Here is a 16,248-nt window from a genome sequence, read left to right as displayed (position 1 = left end):
TGCGGTGTGATCAGGCGGGTACGCCGGCTAGCTGCGTCCACTGCAGCCCGTGCTTGCCCAGGTACTTGCGCAGCCGGTCGGCGTCGTTCACCACGCTGCGCTGGGTGCGCGATGCGTGGAACAAGCGGCGGCCGGCATCCGACAGCGTGCGCGACTGCCGACACACGCGCACGACGGCCTCGAGTTGCAGCCGGTCGAATAGGTCGAGTGCCGCCGCGCGCTCGGGGCCGAGCAGGGCGTCGAGGTCGACATCGTCGCTGCCGCCGGATTGCGGCGCCGCGCGCTTCCACAGCCAGCGCAGGCGCGCAATCTCGGCTTCGGCCAGTTCCACGGTGATACGTCCACCATCGGCCAGCGTCGCGAGCCGCGTCACGCTGGCGGAAAGGTCGCGAAAGTTGCCGCTCCACAGCGCGTCGGTGCTCTGCGCAAACTGCAGATACCTTGCGCGCGCCTCGGCATTGAAGCGCACCACGCGGTTGTTCTCGCTCGCGTAGAGCGTCAGCAAATGATCGACGTTAGGGTCGATGTCCTCGGGCCGCTGCGCCAGCCCGGGCAGGTCGTAGGTCCAGAGGTTGATGCGGGCAAACAGGTCTTCGCGAAAACGCCCGGCCGCCACCTCGTGGCGCAGGTCGCGGTTGCTGCCCGCGATGAGCTGGAAGTCGCTCGTGACCTCGCGGTCGGCGCCCATCGGGAAGAAGCGCTTCTCTTCGATGGCCTTCAGCAGCATGGCCTGCTCGTCCAGCCCCAGCTCGCCGATCTCGTCGAGGAACAGCACGCCCTCGTGCGCGCTGCGCAGCAGGCCGGCACGTTCGGCCGCGGCCCCGGTGAAGGCGCCCTTCTTGTGGCCGAACAGCGTGGAGGCCGCACCGTCTCCGCGCAGCGTGGCGCAGTTGACTTCGACAAAAGCGCCGGTCGTCACCTGGTGCCGCGCCTTCTTGAGCTCGAACATGCGCCGCGCCAGAAACGACTTGCCGGCGCCGGTCGGCCCCACCAGCAGGATCGGCGCGCGCGACCGCACGGCCACGCGCTCGATTTCGTCGATGAGCGTGTTGAAGCGCGCGTTGCGCGTGGCAATGCCGCTCTTGAGGAACGACACCGCATCACGCTGCTCGGCCTCGAAGCGCCGCGCGATCACGTCGTAGCGCGACAGGTCGAGGTCGATCAGCGCCACGCTGCCCGCCTCGCCCGGGCGCTGCCGCTTCGGCGGTGCGGTCTGCGCGAGCACGCCGGGAATGAAGCGCGATTCGGCCAGCAGGAACATGCAGATCTGCGCGACGTGCGTGCCGGTGGTGATGTGCGTCCAGTACTGCTCGCGCTCGGTGTCGAAGGGGTAGGCGCGCGCCCAGTCGTAGAGCCGCGCATAGACCTCGCCGAAATCCCAGGGGTCGGCGATGGCGAGCTCGACCAGGTTCACCACGGTCTCCGGCGACACGCTCGCAATGTCGGCCCTGACCACTTCGGCCAGCGCGAGGTGGTTGCGTGTGTGGATCAGCTCCAGGCGGGAGACGACCTGGTCTTCGTGCTGAACCAGCGACACCGTGGGCCGCCACTTCGCCCATCGACCCGCGCCGCGACCCGAGTCGAGCTGCGTGCCGAGGAAGCCGATGACGACAGTGGGTTTCATTTGAAGATGGATAAAGTACTAGCCAGTATTCTAGAAAAAACCAATCGATTCGCCGAGGGGTCGCACGCTTTTCAGAAAAAGCTTCGCAAAATCAACAGCTTGGAGCGCTTCTGCCTTGGGTCTGCACATTGGCACACTCTTCGCAGTACCAAAGGCAAGCGCCGTGTGGCGTGAGTCGGGGGAGGGCACAGTTGGTGTCCTCCCCGAACGACCCGGAGAACCAGAAAAATGAACGACGAAAGCAACAACTACGACCTGCACGAAGTCGCGAACGGCGTGCCCGTGAAGATGTGGACGCGCGGCGTGCCGGTGGAAGACGAGGCGAAGCAGCAGCTTGAAAACGCTGCGCGCCTGCCGATCGTGTTCAGGCACATCGCGGCCATGCCCGACGTGCACTACGGCATCGGCGCCACCGTGGGTTCGGTGATCCCGACCTTCAAGGCCATCATCCCGGCCGCGGTGGGCGTGGACATCGGCTGCGGAATGATGGCCTGCAAGACCACGCTCAACGCGCGCGATCTGCCCGACAACCTCGGCCCGCTGCGCGCCGCGATCGAGAAGGCCGTGCCGCATGGCTCCAACCCCAGGCGCCAGGGCCGCGACAAGGGTTCGTGGGAAACACCGCCCGACGAAACCGACCTGGCCTGGGCCGCGCTGAAGGACGAGTTCGACGTGATCTGCGAGGACTACCCGCGCATCAAGAACACCAACAACTACAAGCACCTGGGAACGCTCGGCACCGGCAACCACTTCATCGAGGTTTGCCTCGACGAGCAGGGTGCCGTGTGGTTCATGCTGCACTCGGGCTCGCGCGGGGTGGGCAATGCCATCGGCACCCACTTCATCGAACTGGCGAAGAAGGATGCCGAGCTGCACCAGCGCAACCTGCCCGATCAGGATCTGTCGTACTTCGAGGAAGGCAGCCAGTATTTCGGCGACTACGTGCGCGCCGTCGGCTGGGCGCAGAAGTTCGCGCGGGCCAACCGCGAAGTGATGATGCAGCGCGTGGTCGCGGCCGTGCGCAAGGTCATCACCAAGCCCTTCGAGGCGCATGTGGAAGCGGTGAACTGCCACCACAACTACGTGAGCCGCGAGCTGCACTTCGGCGAAGACGTGCTCGTCACGCGCAAGGGCGCGGTGAGCGCCAAGCTCGGCGAACTCGGGATCATCCCCGGCAGCATGGGTGCCAAGAGCTACATCGTGCGCGGCAAGGGCAACCCCGAGAGCTTCATGAGCTGCAGCCACGGTGCGGGCCGCAAGATGAGCCGCACCAAGGCCAAGAAGCTCTACACCGTGGCCGACCAGATCGCCGCGACCGAAGGCGTCGAATGCCGCAAGGACGCCGACGTGATCGACGAGATCCCGATGGCCTACAAGGACATCGACGCGGTGATGGCAGCGCAGAAAGACCTGGTGGAGGTGGTTTACACGCTCAAGCAGGTGGTGTGTGTGAAGGGGTAGCGCCGTGTACGGCGTTGCCGGAAGAGGACGAACATGAAAAGCAACAAGCAACGCCGCGCCGAGATCAAGCAATTGCGACTGGCTCGCGCGGCGCGCATCGAAGCGCAACTGCGCGCTGCGCCCCGTGACCGCCATATGCCTGTGGCGGGCATGGTGCCGGCTGACGCGCATGTGCTGGCCAGCATCAACAACAGCTATTTCCTGCCGGCGTTCTACGTGGACAAGGCGTTCCGCTGTGCCGATTGCGGCGCCGAGGAGGTCTGGACTGCGAAGCAGCAGAAGTGGTGGTACGAGACGATGAAGGCCAGTATCGATAGCCAGGCCAAGCGCTGCCTGCCTTGCCGGCGCGCGCGCCGCGCGCGTATTGCCGCTGCGCAAGCCGTGCCGGGTGCGAACCGTCTCTCGCTCGAAACAGAAGCCTTGCGCGCGCTGGGCGCAGTGCCGCCCGATGCCGCGGCGCTGGCCCAGGTGGCAGCCGCGCTGCAGAGCAAGTGGTGGAGCCTGCGCGTGGTGGCCATCCAGGTACTGGGACGCTGGGGCGGTGCGAATCAGGTCGCGCAGCTGCATGCGTTCGTCGCGGCCCGATCCACGACCTGCCGCCGCTATTTCGGATGGGAGCGCGTGGCGGCAGATGCGGCTCAGCGCGCGCTGGCCGGGCGTACCGACGCATGAGTGCAGGCGTGATCGAACTCGACGGCTCCGAAGGCGAAGGCGGCGGCCAGATCCTGCGCACGGGCCTCGCGCTGTCGATGGTTACCGGCCGGCCGCTGCGCATCGAGCGCATCCGCGCGAAGCGCCCAAAGCCCGGCCTGATGCGCCAGCACCTGGCCTGCGTGAACGCGGCGGCTGAGGTGAGCGGTGCGCAGGTCGAAGGCGCCGAACTTGGCGCGCAGACGCTGACCTTTGCGCCCGGCCCGGTGCGCGCGGGCGATTACCGCTTCGCCATTGCGAGCGCCGGCAGCTGCCTGCTGGTGCTCCAGACGGTGCTGCCATCGCTGCTGCTGGCCGACAAGCCGAGCCGCGTGCAGCTGGCCGGCGGCACGCACAACCCGATGGCGCCGCCGTTCCACTTTCTGGAGCGCGCCTACGCGCCGTTGGTGCAGCGGATGGGGGCGCGGCTGCAGCTCACGCTGCGCCGCTGCGGCTTCTACCCGGCGGGCGGCGGCGAGGTAGAGGCCGTCATCAGCCCGGCCGACGGGGCGCTGCGGCCTTTCGTGCTGCTCGCGCGCGGCGCAGCGCAATCGGCGTTTGCCGAATGCCTGGCGCCGGGCCTGGCACGCGGCATCGCGCGGCGCGAGCTCGAAACGCTGGGCCAAGCCATGGGCTGGTCGGGCGATCAGCTTCGCAGCGGCGAGCAGCGCCAGAACGAAGGGCCGGGCAATGCGTTGCTGGCCACGCTGGCCTACGCGGAAGTCACCGAGGTGTTCTGCGCACTCGGCGAGCGCGGCGTGAGCGCCGAGGAAGTGGCGCGCCGGCTGGTGAAAGAAGTGCGCGCCTACCAGGCCAGTGACGCGGCCGTCGGGCCACACCTGGCGGATCAACTGGCGTTGCTGCTCGCATTGGCCGTATGGCAGTCGGGGCAACCGGCGTCGTTCAGCTGCAGCGAGATGACCGAACACACGCGCACCAACTGCGCCGTGATCGAGCGCTTTCTGCCGGTGCGCTTCGGGCTCGCACAGGGCGCGGCATCGTCTGTCGTCGAGATCCGGCGGATCCCGCAAGAATGAGGGCATGAACCCCTCTGAACCCCTGCAGGTCGATGTCGCCATCGTCGGCACCGGCCAGGCCGCCCCGAGCCTCGCAGTTGCGCTTGCGGGCGATGGCGAAACCGTGGCGCTGATCGAAGGCCATCTGGTCGGTGGCACCTGCGTAAATACCGGTTGCACACCCACCAAGACTCTGCGCAAGAGCGCGCGCGTGGCACACATGGCGCGGCGCGCGGCGGAGTTCGGCGTGCGGCTGGGTTCGGTGGAGATCGACTTCGCGGTGGCCATGGCACGCATGCAGGCGCGCGCCGACAGTGCGCGCGGCGGGCTCGAGGCGTGGGTGGCCGGCCAGGCGCGCCTGCACCTGATCCGCGGCTGGGGGCGGTTCAACGGCGTCCACGAAGAGGGCGGATTCAGCCTGCAGGCCGGCGACCGGCAGGTCGTGGCGCAGCGCGTTTATCTCAACACCGGTACGCGGCCGGTGGTGCCTTCCATCAGCGGACTCGACACCGTGCCGTTTCTGGACAACGTGTCGCTGCTGCAACTGCGCAGCCTGCCGCGGCATCTGGTGATTCTCGGCGGCAGCTACATCGGCCTGGAGATGGGGCAGATCTTTCGCCGGCTCGGCAGCCAGGTCAGCATCGTCGAGACCGGGCCGCGCATCACGGGGCGCGAGGATGCAGACGTGTCCGAAGCCATCCGCCTGATGCTCGCGGACGAGGGCATTGCAATCCATTGCGGGCAGCCGGTCGATTCGGTGGCGCCGCTCGGCAACAGCGAAGGCGTCGAAGGCGTGCGCCTGCGCGTTGGCGGCCGGGACATCGAAGGCTCGCACCTGCTGGTGGCCACGGGGCGCCAGCCGAACACCGAGCGCCTCGACCTTGAGAACGTCGGTGTCAAGGTCGATGCACGCGGCTATGTGCCGACCGACGGCCAGTTGCGCACCAACGTGTCGGGCATCTGGGCGCTGGGCGACATCAACAAGCGCGGCGCGTTCACGCACACCAGCTACCACGACCACGAGATCGCGCTGGCCAACTACCGCCGAGAGAAGCAGGGCAGCGGCGCCGCACTGCGCAGCGCGGACGACCGCACGATGGCCTACGCGATGTTCACCGACCCACCGCTGGGCCGGGTCGGCATCGGCGAGGCAGAGGCGCGCGCCCTGGTGGCGAAGGGCCGCAAAGTTCTGATTGCCACGCATGCGATGGCGGATGTGAGCCGCGCCAAGGAGGAAAGCGAAACCACGGGTCTGATCAAGCTGCTGGTCGACGGCGACAACGGCCGCTTTCTGGGCGCCGCCGTCTTCGGCATTCAGGGCGACGAGGTCATCCAGGTGATCAGCAACTTCATGGCAACCGGCGCGAGCTACCAGGTGCTCAAGGATGCGCTTCCGGTGCACCCAACGGTGACGGAGTTTCTGCCGACCATCCTTGGCAAGCTGAAGCCGTTGGTCGCTTGATGCGGGGTCGCACTCGACGATAAAGAACCTTGGCCTTTGCGGGCAGTAGCGTCTCGCTGGCGCTTCGTGCTTGACGTTTCGGGGTAGGGCTTGTGCATAGGGCCGTTGCGGGAGGGCGTTGGGGGGTAGGCCGCTGGCGGCGGGTGGCCCCTTCCGCGAATGTCCCCCGGCCTGCGGCCTCCTCCTTTATTTCGCTGCAGGGGCCACCCACCACCAGCGGCCTGGGGCACGCTCGTGGTGACCAGCGCGAAACGGTCGCGCCGCGTCCAGGATCAGCGTGCCCCGCCGCCCTGATCCCGCCCCGGAACCGAAGCGCCCCGAATCCTCAGCGCTCAGATCAAACGCCGGACTCCATGAATGCAAGGCCGCAGGCGTCGCCTCAGGCCAGCGGCGTGGCGTTGGCATAGAGCCGCAGCAGCATTGCACGCAGCGCCTTCACTTCGGCGGCGCTGAAGTCCGACAGCGCCACGGCCTCGTAGTGCTGGGCCAGCGGAATGATCTCCTGCGTGAGGTCGAGGCCGAGTGGGGTCAGCGCGATTCGTACCGCGCGGCCGTCACTGCCGCATTTTTCGCGTTGCACCAGATCCGCTGCCGCCAGCCGGTCGACGATGCGCGACAGCGCGGAGATGTCGGCCGACGCATGCACCGAGAGTTCCGAGAGCGTCTGGTTCGGCGTGTGCTGCAGCGAGGCGCACACGCGCCATTCCGACAGACTCAAACCGTACGGCTTCAGCGCCTTCGAAAACGCGTTGCCCATGCGCGCGCCGGCGCGCGCCACCAAAAAGGGAATGGCCTTCTCGAGGTCGTGATCTTGGACTAGGGTTTTCATGGAGAAATGCTTGCGAATTCAAGTATATAGTCCGCCGACTTGTTTGATTTGTCAAATAAAAAGGAGACCTTCATGAATCGTATGTGCTTTCGCCGGTCGCTGCTTGCACTGGCGGTATCGATGGTCGCGGCGGTGCCGGGTGCGCATGCGCAAGGCGCAGCTGTCAAATGGCCGGGCCAGCCGGTGCGCTTCGTGGTGCCGTTCCCGGCGGGCTCCGCCCCCGACGTGCTGATCCGCTTCGTCGGCGTCAAGCTCACCGAGAAGTGGGGCCAGTCGGTGATCGTCGACAACAAGCCCGGCGGCAGCGGCGTGATCGGCATGAACACGATCCTGACCGCGCCGACCGACGGCACCACCTTCGGCTTCGTGCAGGGCTCCGCGATCTCGGTTGCGCCCAGCACCATCAAGGGCGTGACCTACGACTTCAACCGCGACTTCGTGCCGGTCACGCTGGCGGCCGTGGCGCCGTTCATGCTCGCGGTGCCGGGCGATTCACCCTACAAGACGCTGGCCGAATTCATCGCTGCCGCCAAGGCCAAGCCGCAAGGCATCGAGGTGGCCGACAACGGCCGCGGCACGGCGCCGCACCTGGCTTCGGCGCTGCTCGGCCTCAACTCGGGCGCGCAGTTTCTCGAGGTGCATTACCCGGGCGGCGCGCAGGCCATGCAGGCCACGCTCGCCGGCCAGACCAAGATGATGGTCGAGACCTACAACGTGGTCGCGGGCAACGTGCAGGCCGGCAAGATGCGCGTACTGGCCTCGATGAGCGACCGCGTCGAGCCCGGGCTCGAATCCTTCCCGCTGGCGAAGAACACGGTGCCAGGCGCGACGGCGTTCGGCTGGTTCGCGGTGATTGCGAAGAAGGGTGTCGACCCGGCCATCCTCGCCAAGCTCAACAAGGACATGGGCGAGGCGCTGCTGCTGCCCGACGTGGTGGCCAAGTCGCGCGAGCTCGGCACCTACCCGCGGCCCGGCACGCCTGAACAACTGGCGAAGTACATCGACGACGACCGCAAGACCTGGCAGGGCGTGCTCGACAAGCTGAACATCAAACCCGAATAAAACTTCATGAAGAACAAGATCGCACTGGAAGAGCACTTCGCCATCGACCTGACCATCGGCGACTCGCAGGTGTACGCGCGGCCCGAGGTGTGGACGGGCCTCAAGAGCAACCTGCTCGACTTCGAGCAGCAGCGGCTCGAGCAGATGGACGCCTGGGGCACCGAGTTCTCGATCCTCTCGCTCAACTCGCCGGCGGTGCAGGCCATTCCCGATGCGAAGCGCGCCATCGAGGTGGCGCAGCGCGCCAACGACATCCTGGCCGAGCAGGTGAAGCGGCATCCCGCGCGCTTCGGCGGCTTCGCGGCGCTGCCGATGCAGGATCCCGATGCCGCCGCGAAGGAACTGGAGCGCTGCGTGACGCAGCTGGGCTTTCACGGCTTTCTCGTGAACGGCTTCTCGCAGGTGGGGGACGAGAACACCGTCGTCTACTACGACGACCCTCGCTTCACCGACTTCTGGAAGACCGCCGCCGCGCTCGGCAAGCCGTTCTACATGCACCCGCGCGACCCGCTCGCGAGCCGCGAACCGATCTACGACGGCGCCCACTGGCTCACCGGGCCAACCTGGGCGTTCGCGGTGGAAACCAGCATCCACGCGCTGCGGCTCCTGTCGAGTGGCCTGTTCGACCGGCACCCGGATCTGCAGATGATTCTCGGCCACTTCGGCGAAGGCCTGCCGTTCAACATCTGGCGTGTCGACCACATCCTGCGCAAGGGCCGCCGCGGCATGCCCTGCGAAAAGGAGATCGGCGACTACCTGCGCAGCAATGTGCACATCACCACCAGCGGCAACTTCCGCACGCCCACGCTGCTGTCGACCATGCTCGAAGTGGGCAGTGACCGCATCATGTACTCGGTCGACTACCCGTTCGAGAAGCACGAGGACGCCGCCCGCTGGTTCGACCGCTGCGAGATCAGCGAGAACGACCGCCAGAAGATCGGGCGCGGCAACGCGCGCAAGCTCTTCGGTCTGCCATGAGCACCGTGCAGGACAAGCGTCCCGTGCTGGTCGCGGGTGGTGGCATCGGCGGCCTGGCCGCGGCGCTGGCCCTGGTGCGCGAGGGCTACAGCGTCAAGGTGATCGAGCAGTCGGCACAGATCGGCGAGATTGGTGCCGGCATCCAGCTCAGCCCCAACGCCTTCGCGGCCTGCGATGCGCTGGGTGTTGGCGCCAACCTGCGTGGCAAGGCGGTCTACACCGAAGAGATGATCATGTTCGACGCGATCGATGCGAAGCGCGTGGCCAGCATCTCTCTCGGTGAAGGCTTTCGCGAGCGCTTCGGCAATCCTTATGCGGTGATCCACCGCGCCGACATCCATGGCGCGCTGTTCGAGGGCGTGCAGGCGACCACCGAGGGCATCGAGTTCCTGACCTCGACCAAAATCGTTCACATCGACCAGGACGACGACGGCGTGACCCTCACCGATGCAAAGGGCGGCCGGCACGAGGGCCAGGCCGTGATCGGCTGCGACGGCGTGCGCTCGGCCGTGCGTCAGCAGTACGTGGGCGACAGCATCCGCGTGTCGGGCCACGTGGTGTTCCGCGCGGTGATCGACACGGCGGAGTTCCCCGAAGCGCTGCGCTTCACCGCACCCTGCATCTGGGTCGGGCCCAACTGCCACCTGGTGCACTACCCGCTGAAGGGCGGCGACAAGTTCAACCTGGCCGTGACCTTCCACAGCGACCATGCGGAAGAGTGGGGCTCGATGGACGGCGACCCGGCCGAGGTGCAGCGCTACTTCCGCGCGACCTGCGAGCAGGTGCAGCAGATCCTGCGCATCCCCAAGGCCTGGAAGCGCTGGTCGACGGCCGACCGCGACCCGATCGAGCAATGGACGTTCGGCCGCGCCACCCTGCTGGGCGACGCCGCGCACCCGATGGTGCAGTACCTGGCGCAGGGCGCCTGCACCGCCTGCGAAGATGCCGTCACGCTGGCGCGTGCCCTGCGCCATGAAGGGGGCGATTGGCCGCGCGCCCTCGCGCTGTACGAGAAGTCGCGCGTGGCCCGCACCGCTCGCGTGGTGCTGTCGGCACGCGAGATGGGGCGCATCTACCACGCCAAGGGCGTGGAGCGGCTGGTGCGCAACGACATGTGGAAGGGTCGAGCGCAGGAGCGCTTCTACGACGCGCTCGACTGGCTCTACGGCTGGACAGCCGAAAAGTGCCTGGCACTGGATTGATTGGCGCGGCATGCACCGGCTCGACCACGACTTCGTGCTGAACCGATCCAGTCCCTGAGGGCGTTGCCGCCGGTGCCGTGCGGCGGCCGGAGCCCCAGGCCGCAGTCCGCACCAAATCGGGCGCCCGCGCGCCCCGACCGCGCACAACGCGATCGCCTGCCGAGCGGCGCACGATCGGTTTCGGTGCGAAACCGTCCCGACGCTGCCGCGCAGGCCGCGTCGCAAGTGGCACGGATATTGCTTCATCTCACCGAGTGATCCGTCGGCATCGTTGCCGCGGATATCACAGAGCCTCCGCTAATGACGGCGAGATCCGAGCGAACCGAAAGCGATGACGCTGCCAGTTCGTCTGCTCCATCCCGATTCACATCCGTTTCCATGCGGGGGCCCACTGCCGTTGTCTTTCCAGACAGCGGTTCCAGTGGCCTGCACCCTCACGGGATCGGTTGTGTGCAGGAAATCCAACATGAAAATCGCAGTAATTGGCCACGGCATGGTGGGCCACAAGTTTCTCGAGCAACTCCACGAGCTCGGCGTCGCGCAGGCAGAGGTCACGGTGCTGTGCGAGGAGCCTCGCCCGGCCTACGACCGGGTGCACCTGTCCGAATTCTTCGCCGGCAAGACCGCTGAAGACCTGTCGCTGGTCGAGCCGGGCTTCTTTGAGCGCACCGGCTTCACGTTGCGCCTGGCCGCCAGGGCGGTTGCCGTCGAGCGGCGCAATAACACCATCACGACAGCCGACGGCGAAGTGGTGCCCTACGACAAGCTGGTGCTGGCCACCGGTTCCGTGCCCTTCGTGCCACCAGTGCCGGGCCGCGACCGGCCGAACTGCTTCGTCTACCGCACGATCGAAGACCTGGAGGCCATGAAGGAATGCGGCGCCCGCTCCAAAAGCGGCGTGGTCGTCGGCGGTGGCCTGCTGGGCCTGGAGTGCGCCAAGGCCCTGCGCGACATGGGCCTGGAAACCCATGTGGTGGAGTTTGCGCCGCGGCTGATGGCCGTGCAGGTCGACGACGGCGGCGGGCGGGCGCTGCGCAACAGCATTGAGGCGCTGGGCCTGCATGTGCACACCGGCCGCAACACAGTGGAGATCATCGATGGTGCGACCGCGCGGCACCGCATGGTCTTCGCCGACGGCACGCATCTGGAGACCGACATGATCGTGTTCTCCGCCGGGATCCGCCCGCGCGACGAGCTGGCGCGCCAATGCGTGCTGGCGCTCGGCCCGCGCGGCGGCGTGGCGGTCGACAGCCACTGCCGCACGAGTGATCGCAACGTTTATGCGATCGGCGAATGCGCCTCGTGGAATGACCAGACCTTCGGTCTCGTCGCGCCGGGCTACGACATGGCGCGCGTGGCCGCCCGGCACATCGCCGGGCAGGATGACGCCGCCTTCACCGGCGCCGACATGAGCACCAAGCTCAAGCTGATGGGCGTGGACGTGGCCAGCATCGGTGACGCGCACGGCAAGACGCCGCAGGCGCGCTCCTATCAATACGTCGACGAACGCAAGCAGATCTACAAGAAGATCGTGGTCAGCGACGACGGCAAGCAGCTGCTGGGCGCGGTGCTGGTCGGCGATGCGGCCGAATACGGCACCTTGCTGCAGCTGGCGCTCAACGGCATCGCGCTGCCCGCCGATCCGGAGTTCCTGATCCTGCCGTCGAGCGACGGCAAGGCCAGGCCGGGGCTCGGCGTGGAGGCGCTGCCCGATGGCGCCCAGATCTGCTCGTGCAACGACGTCAGCAAGGGGCAGATCTGCGCAGCGGTCGGCGAGGGCGCCTGCACCACCGCCGAGCTGAAGGCCTGCACCAAGGCCGGCGCCACCTGTGGCGGCTGCGTTCCCCTGGTCACCCAGGTCATGAAGATGGAGATGGCCAAGCGCGGCATGGCGGTCAACAACCACCTCTGCGAGCACTTCGCGTACTCGCGCCAGGAGCTGTACCACCTGGTGCGCGTTGGCGAGATCCGCAGCTTCGACGATCTGCTGGCCCGGCATGGCAAGGGCCTGGGCTGCGACATCTGCAAGCCCACTGCCGCCAGCATCTTCGCGTCGTGCTGGAACGAATTCGTCCTCCAGAAAAACCTCGCCAGCCTGCAGGACAGCAACGACTACTTCCTGGGCAACATCCAGAAGGACGGCACTTACTCGGTCGTGCCGCGCATGCCCGGCGGCGAGGTCACGCCCGAGGGGCTGATCGCCGTGGGCCAGGTGGCGAAGAAGTACGGCCTCTACACCAAGATCACCGGCGGCCAGCGCGTCGACCTGTTCGGCGCCCGCGTCGAGCAATTGCCGGCGATCTGGGAAGAACTGATCGCCGCCGGCTTCGAATCCGGCCATGCGTATGGCAAGGCGCTGCGCACGGTGAAGAGCTGCGTCGGCTCGACCTGGTGCCGCTACGGCGTGGACGACAGCGTGGGCCTGGCCGTCGAACTGGAGAACCGCTACAAGGGTTTGCGCGCACCCCACAAGATCAAGTTCGGCGTCTCGGGCTGCACCCGCGAGTGCGCCGAAGCACAAGGCAAGGACGTCGGCATCATCGCCACCGAGCGCGGCTGGAACCTCTACGTGTGCGGCAACGGCGGCATGAAGCCGCGCCACGCCGAACTGATCGCTACCGACCTCACCAAGGCCGCACTGATCCAGCTGATCGACCGCTTCCTGATGTTCTATGTGCGCACGGCCGACCGCTTGCAGCGCACCAGCACCTGGCGCGAGAACCTCGAGGGCGGGCTGGACTACCTGAAGGACGTGCTGATCCAGGACAGCCTGGGACTCGCCGCCGAACTCGAAGCCCAGATGCAGCACGTGGTCGACACCTACCAGTGCGAATGGAAGACCGCCGTGAACGATCCGGCGACGCGCCAGCGCTTCCGCTCGTTCGTCAACAGCGAGAAGCCCGACGAGCACATCGTGTTCGTGCAGGAGCGCGGCCAGATCCGCCCCGCCCGCGCCGAAGAGCGAGTCGGAGCTGCCGAAGCCGCCGAAGCCGCCGATGACGTCGCCACCGCCTGAACGCCCGAGGACATTCACCATGACCACCGAAACCCTTCACTGGACTGCCGTGTGCGCCGCCAGCGACATCCTGCCCGACACCGGCGTCTGCGCTCTGGTCGAGGGCGTGCACGTCGCGATCTTCCATGTCGCCCAGGCCGGGCAGTTCTTCGCCATCGACAACATCGACCCCAAGGCGCAGGCCAGCGTGCTGTCGCGCGGGCTGGTCGGCAGCCTGGGCGACCGGATCGTCGTCGCCTCGCCGCTCTACAAGAACCACTTCGACCTGCGCAACGGCGAATGCCTCGAATCGCCCGAGCACTCGGTGCGGGCCCATGCCGTGCGCGTCCACGAAGGCCGCGTGCAAGTCGCCCTGGCCTGACGCGCGCCACGTTTCCGCCGCTGATCGAGCGGCATCCGGTGCGCTGCTGGCAATGCGCGACAGTGCAGCTGGCCGTGGCCGTGCTCGTTCTGCTGGCCCTGCGCATCATCGGGCGTTGATGCTGCGGCCCAGCCCGCAACGGGCAGAATGAGGCCAGGAGCAGTCGTCCGTCAAGGTGGCACGGATACATCGCGGCCTCTTTGATATGAGCTTTCCATCACGAACCTACCGCATGCCAGGCGCGCTCACACTGTTGTTGTGCTGCGGTTTGGCAGGCATTGCCGCCGAACCGGCCGGTGCGGCCCCTGGCCAAGGCCCGAGCTGGGGAGCGATTGCCTCCATGAACCGCTGGTACGGCTACGCGTCTGACTACCCCTCACGCGCCGCGGCCGAGCTTGCGGCACTGGCGCAGTGCGATCGCGTTGCAGGCCGCCCGGGCACCTGTGCCGTGCGAACCTACTTCGATCGATCCTGCGGCGCTCTCGCCGAAGGCAACTACGGGGAATGGGGCACAGCCACCGCTTCCACCAAGGGGGCCGCGGACAAGGCGGCTGCCGGCCAGTGCGACACTCATCTGCCAGCGGAGCCCTGCAAAGTCGTCGTCAGCATCTGCTCACGGCAGTGACCGCGGCCCACCAGCCTGTTCTGCGCCAGCCGGCGCCACCCACCTTCGCCTTTTCCCCGGGGAGCCACCCTTGTCATCCAAAGTCTTCCGCATTGCGCTATCCGCTTCGGCCGCCACTGTTGGCGGCATCGCGGCCTACTGGACCCTCCTTGCGACACGCCAGGGACACATCCTGTTCAACGCGCGCAAGCTCCCCGTCGTTCATTTGTCCGACGACTTCTCCACCTACTCTCACACGGTGCCGGGCGGGATGGTGCGCGGCTATGTCTATCACCCGCAAGGGGAGGACGCGCTGCAGGACCTGTTCATCTATTTCGCGGGACGAGGCGAGGATGTCCGCGCCACCGCACAGGCGCTGCACTGGCTTCCGGAAGGTTTCGGATTCGCGGCGGTCAACTACCGGGGCGTGGCCGACTCGCAGGGGCGACCCTCCGAGGTCGCCTCGGTCGAGGACGCAAGCCAGTTCGCCAATCACCTGCGCCGGGCCTTTCCGCACGTGCGCCTGCACGTGGTCGGTCGAAGTCTGGGGTCGGGCGTCGCAATTCAGCTGGTGGCGCGACAAGACTTCTCTAGCCTGCAACTCGTCACGCCCTACGACTCGATGCTGGAGGTGGCCAAGAAACGCTTCCCGCTCGTTCCGCTTTCCCTGTTGCTGCGGCACCAGTTCAACTCCCTGGCGCACTGCCGGGAAGTCGCGGCGAAAACCCAGGTTCTGCTGGCCGAGCGGGACGTCGTCGTGCTGCCGGAGCGCTCGCAGAAGCTCATCGCTGCCTGGCCAACGCCAATCTGCGTGCAGACGATCCCAGCCTCCGACCACCACAACATCATGGGACTGGAAGCGACCTGGCTCCATCTCGTTGACTTCGCATTGACAGCGGTCCTGCCTGAGCCGAAGGCCGCATGAGGGCTGATCCCGAGACTCGACAATTTCACCCCTGTTAGCTTTCGTCTTACACTGGGGTGTCGCCTGATGCAAGAAAAGCAGGCGCGTGGGAATATTTCATATTCCTTGTGAACCCTTCCGAGGCTCAAGATGCGTCCTGACCGTCTCTCGCCTTTCGACATGCAACGCCAGTTGCAAGGCTGGTCGTATAGGGGCGCAGCGTTGGCGGGCTCGTCCCGCGCATAAGTCATGGCGAGCCTTGCCAAAAAGGATCTGTCGGCACCCTGCAGGCGTTGCTCTGAAACCTTGCAAGAGTGGGAACGGTTTTGCCCATTCTGCGGTGAGGATCAGGCCGCCACGATCGACGCCGACGATGCAGGTTCCCGGGTCGAGCGCACGGCCGAGGTGCCTGCCGCGGACTCCACGTTCGCCCCCATGGTCCTCGACTTTGCGAACACGGTGCAGCCCGATGCGGAGGAAATCATCGAGCTCCCCGAACCGATCGACGTGGACACGGCAGTGCAGGCGGGCATCGTCCAAACAGATGTCCCACAACACGCGGACGGGCTCGGAGATGGCGGGGAAGCGCGCCGGGCAACACGGTCGCTCACGCCGAGACGCAAGGCGGCTATGGCGATCGGCATCGCGTTGGCCCTGATCCTGGGGCAGCTTGCCTATCTGACGCTGGAGCGTGGCTATCTCGACAGCAGGGCCGGCGCCGGCGGGCTTCCAGCAGTCAAAGCCGACATTGCGCGCTTGCACACGGCCCTGAATCGTGCCGACCTGGGCGCTGACGCAACGGTGCTGAACCGGCCCGCTACGCCCGCTACGCCCGCTACGCCCGCTACGCCCGTTGGGCCAGCTACCCCTGCTACGCCCGCTGCAGCTGCCCCCGCTGCGCCTTCCCCGTCTCCGGCGCTTCCCGAAGCGCCGACGGCGCAAGCCGCGGCGAACGACTGCAGCGAAACCCTCGCGGCGCTGGCCTTGTGCCCGACGAAATAGAGAACCCAAAAATAGAGAGCGTCACAAAAACATGAGC

At 66.8% G+C, this 16,248-nt stretch carries 14 protein-coding genes; 12 read left to right on the top strand and 2 right to left on the bottom strand.

Translation table 11 applies throughout. From position 1 onward, the window contains the following. Positions 1–10 precede the first annotated feature (10 nt). Positions 11–1,624 (bottom strand): RNA repair transcriptional activator RtcR, encoded by a 1,614-nt coding sequence (gene rtcR, locus ACSFA8_RS16935; protein ID WP_435480662.1) that lies wholly within the window; start codon positions 1,622–1,624, stop codon positions 11–13. Positions 1,625–1,852: 228 nt separating this feature from the next. Between rtcR and ACSFA8_RS16930 the strand changes: the two genes are divergently transcribed. The 4 genes from ACSFA8_RS16930 to ACSFA8_RS16915 are packed head-to-tail and all read left to right on the top strand — an operon-like array spanning position 1,853 to position 6,253. After that, a complete protein-coding gene (locus ACSFA8_RS16930; protein WP_435480661.1) occupies positions 1,853–3,085 on the top strand; it encodes an RtcB family protein in 1,233 nt (410 codons plus the stop codon). Positions 3,086–3,118: 33 nt separating this feature from the next. Next, complete coding sequence (locus ACSFA8_RS16925) at positions 3,119–3,757, top strand: zinc-ribbon domain containing protein (protein WP_435480660.1); 639 nt, start codon at positions 3,119–3,121, stop codon at positions 3,755–3,757. Between the two features lie 8 nt (positions 3,758–3,765). Then, on the top strand, positions 3,766–4,812 hold the full coding sequence (gene rtcA, locus ACSFA8_RS16920; protein WP_435480659.1) for an RNA 3'-terminal phosphate cyclase: 1,047 nt from the start codon (positions 3,766–3,768) through the stop codon (positions 4,810–4,812). Positions 4,813–4,816: 4 nt separating this feature from the next. Continuing rightward, positions 4,817–6,253 (top strand): mercuric reductase, encoded by a 1,437-nt coding sequence (locus tag ACSFA8_RS16915; protein ID WP_435480658.1) that lies wholly within the window; start codon positions 4,817–4,819, stop codon positions 6,251–6,253. Between the two features lie 379 nt (positions 6,254–6,632). Here ACSFA8_RS16915 and ACSFA8_RS16910 read toward each other — a convergent pair whose 3' ends face one another. Continuing rightward, positions 6,633–7,082 carry a MarR family winged helix-turn-helix transcriptional regulator gene (locus ACSFA8_RS16910; RefSeq protein ID WP_435480657.1) on the bottom strand — a complete coding sequence of 150 codons (450 nt, stop codon included), beginning with the start codon at positions 7,080–7,082 and terminating at the stop codon, positions 6,633–6,635. A 72-nt stretch (positions 7,083–7,154) separates the two neighbouring features. Here ACSFA8_RS16910 and ACSFA8_RS16905 point away from each other — a divergent pair, with 72 nt between their 5' ends. From ACSFA8_RS16905 to ACSFA8_RS16870, 8 genes are all read left to right on the top strand, one after another. Continuing rightward, on the top strand, positions 7,155–8,144 hold the full coding sequence (locus tag ACSFA8_RS16905) for a Bug family tripartite tricarboxylate transporter substrate binding protein (RefSeq protein WP_435480656.1): 990 nt from the start codon (positions 7,155–7,157) through the stop codon (positions 8,142–8,144). Positions 8,145–8,150: 6 nt separating this feature from the next. After that, a complete protein-coding gene (locus tag ACSFA8_RS16900; protein ID WP_435480655.1) occupies positions 8,151–9,122 on the top strand; it encodes an amidohydrolase family protein in 972 nt (323 codons plus the stop codon). Then, the gene (locus tag ACSFA8_RS16895) at positions 9,119–10,324 is read left to right on the top strand and encodes a 3-hydroxybenzoate 6-monooxygenase (RefSeq protein WP_435480654.1); all 1,206 of its coding nucleotides are present in this window, start codon (positions 9,119–9,121) and stop codon (positions 10,322–10,324) included. Before ACSFA8_RS16900 ends, ACSFA8_RS16895 begins: the two co-directional genes overlap by 4 nt. Positions 10,325–10,790: 466 nt before the next feature. Continuing rightward, positions 10,791–13,340 (top strand): nitrite reductase large subunit NirB, encoded by a 2,550-nt coding sequence (gene nirB, locus ACSFA8_RS16890; protein ID WP_435480653.1) that lies wholly within the window; start codon positions 10,791–10,793, stop codon positions 13,338–13,340. Between the two features lie 19 nt (positions 13,341–13,359). Beyond that, on the top strand, positions 13,360–13,701 hold the full coding sequence (nirD, locus tag ACSFA8_RS16885) for a nitrite reductase small subunit NirD (protein ID WP_435480652.1): 342 nt from the start codon (positions 13,360–13,362) through the stop codon (positions 13,699–13,701). Positions 13,702–13,906: 205 nt separating this feature from the next. Continuing rightward, complete coding sequence (locus ACSFA8_RS16880) at positions 13,907–14,326, top strand: DUF4189 domain-containing protein (protein ID WP_435480651.1); 420 nt, start codon at positions 13,907–13,909, stop codon at positions 14,324–14,326. 70 nt (positions 14,327–14,396) lie between these two features. Continuing rightward, entirely contained in the window at positions 14,397–15,230 is an 834-nt protein-coding gene (locus tag ACSFA8_RS16875) for an alpha/beta hydrolase (RefSeq protein WP_435480650.1), read from the top strand. 228 nt (positions 15,231–15,458) lie between these two features. After that, the gene (locus ACSFA8_RS16870; RefSeq protein ID WP_435480649.1) at positions 15,459–16,211 is read left to right on the top strand and encodes a hypothetical protein; all 753 of its coding nucleotides are present in this window, start codon (positions 15,459–15,461) and stop codon (positions 16,209–16,211) included. The last annotated feature ends 37 nt before the right edge of the window (positions 16,212–16,248 follow it).

Origin of the sequence: Variovorax nitratireducens, assembly GCF_051216545.1 — a bacterium.
Classification (GTDB): Bacteria; Pseudomonadota; Gammaproteobacteria; order Burkholderiales; family Burkholderiaceae_C; genus Variovorax.
The sequence above is the reverse complement of the archived record's forward strand: the minus strand, read 5'-3'. Positions and strand labels throughout refer to the sequence as shown.

Coding starts and splice junctions, on each gene's coding strand:
- rtcR (WP_435480662.1), bottom strand. CDS start 1,624: ATGAAACCCACTGTCGTCATCGGCTTCCTCGGCACGCAGCTCGACTCG.
- ACSFA8_RS16930 (WP_435480661.1), top strand. CDS start 1,853: ATGAACGACGAAAGCAACAACTACGACCTGCACGAAGTCGCGAACGGC.
- ACSFA8_RS16925 (WP_435480660.1), top strand. CDS start 3,119: ATGAAAAGCAACAAGCAACGCCGCGCCGAGATCAAGCAATTGCGACTG.
- ACSFA8_RS16915 (WP_435480658.1), top strand. CDS start 4,817: ATGAACCCCTCTGAACCCCTGCAGGTCGATGTCGCCATCGTCGGCACC.
- ACSFA8_RS16910 (WP_435480657.1), bottom strand. CDS start 7,082: ATGAAAACCCTAGTCCAAGATCACGACCTCGAGAAGGCCATTCCCTTT.
- ACSFA8_RS16905 (WP_435480656.1), top strand. CDS start 7,155: ATGAATCGTATGTGCTTTCGCCGGTCGCTGCTTGCACTGGCGGTATCG.
- ACSFA8_RS16900 (WP_435480655.1), top strand. CDS start 8,151: ATGAAGAACAAGATCGCACTGGAAGAGCACTTCGCCATCGACCTGACC.
- ACSFA8_RS16895 (WP_435480654.1), top strand. CDS start 9,119: ATGAGCACCGTGCAGGACAAGCGTCCCGTGCTGGTCGCGGGTGGTGGC.
- nirB (WP_435480653.1), top strand. CDS start 10,791: ATGAAAATCGCAGTAATTGGCCACGGCATGGTGGGCCACAAGTTTCTC.
- nirD (WP_435480652.1), top strand. CDS start 13,360: ATGACCACCGAAACCCTTCACTGGACTGCCGTGTGCGCCGCCAGCGAC.
- ACSFA8_RS16880 (WP_435480651.1), top strand. CDS start 13,907: ATGAGCTTTCCATCACGAACCTACCGCATGCCAGGCGCGCTCACACTG.
- ACSFA8_RS16870 (WP_435480649.1), top strand. CDS start 15,459: ATGGCGAGCCTTGCCAAAAAGGATCTGTCGGCACCCTGCAGGCGTTGC.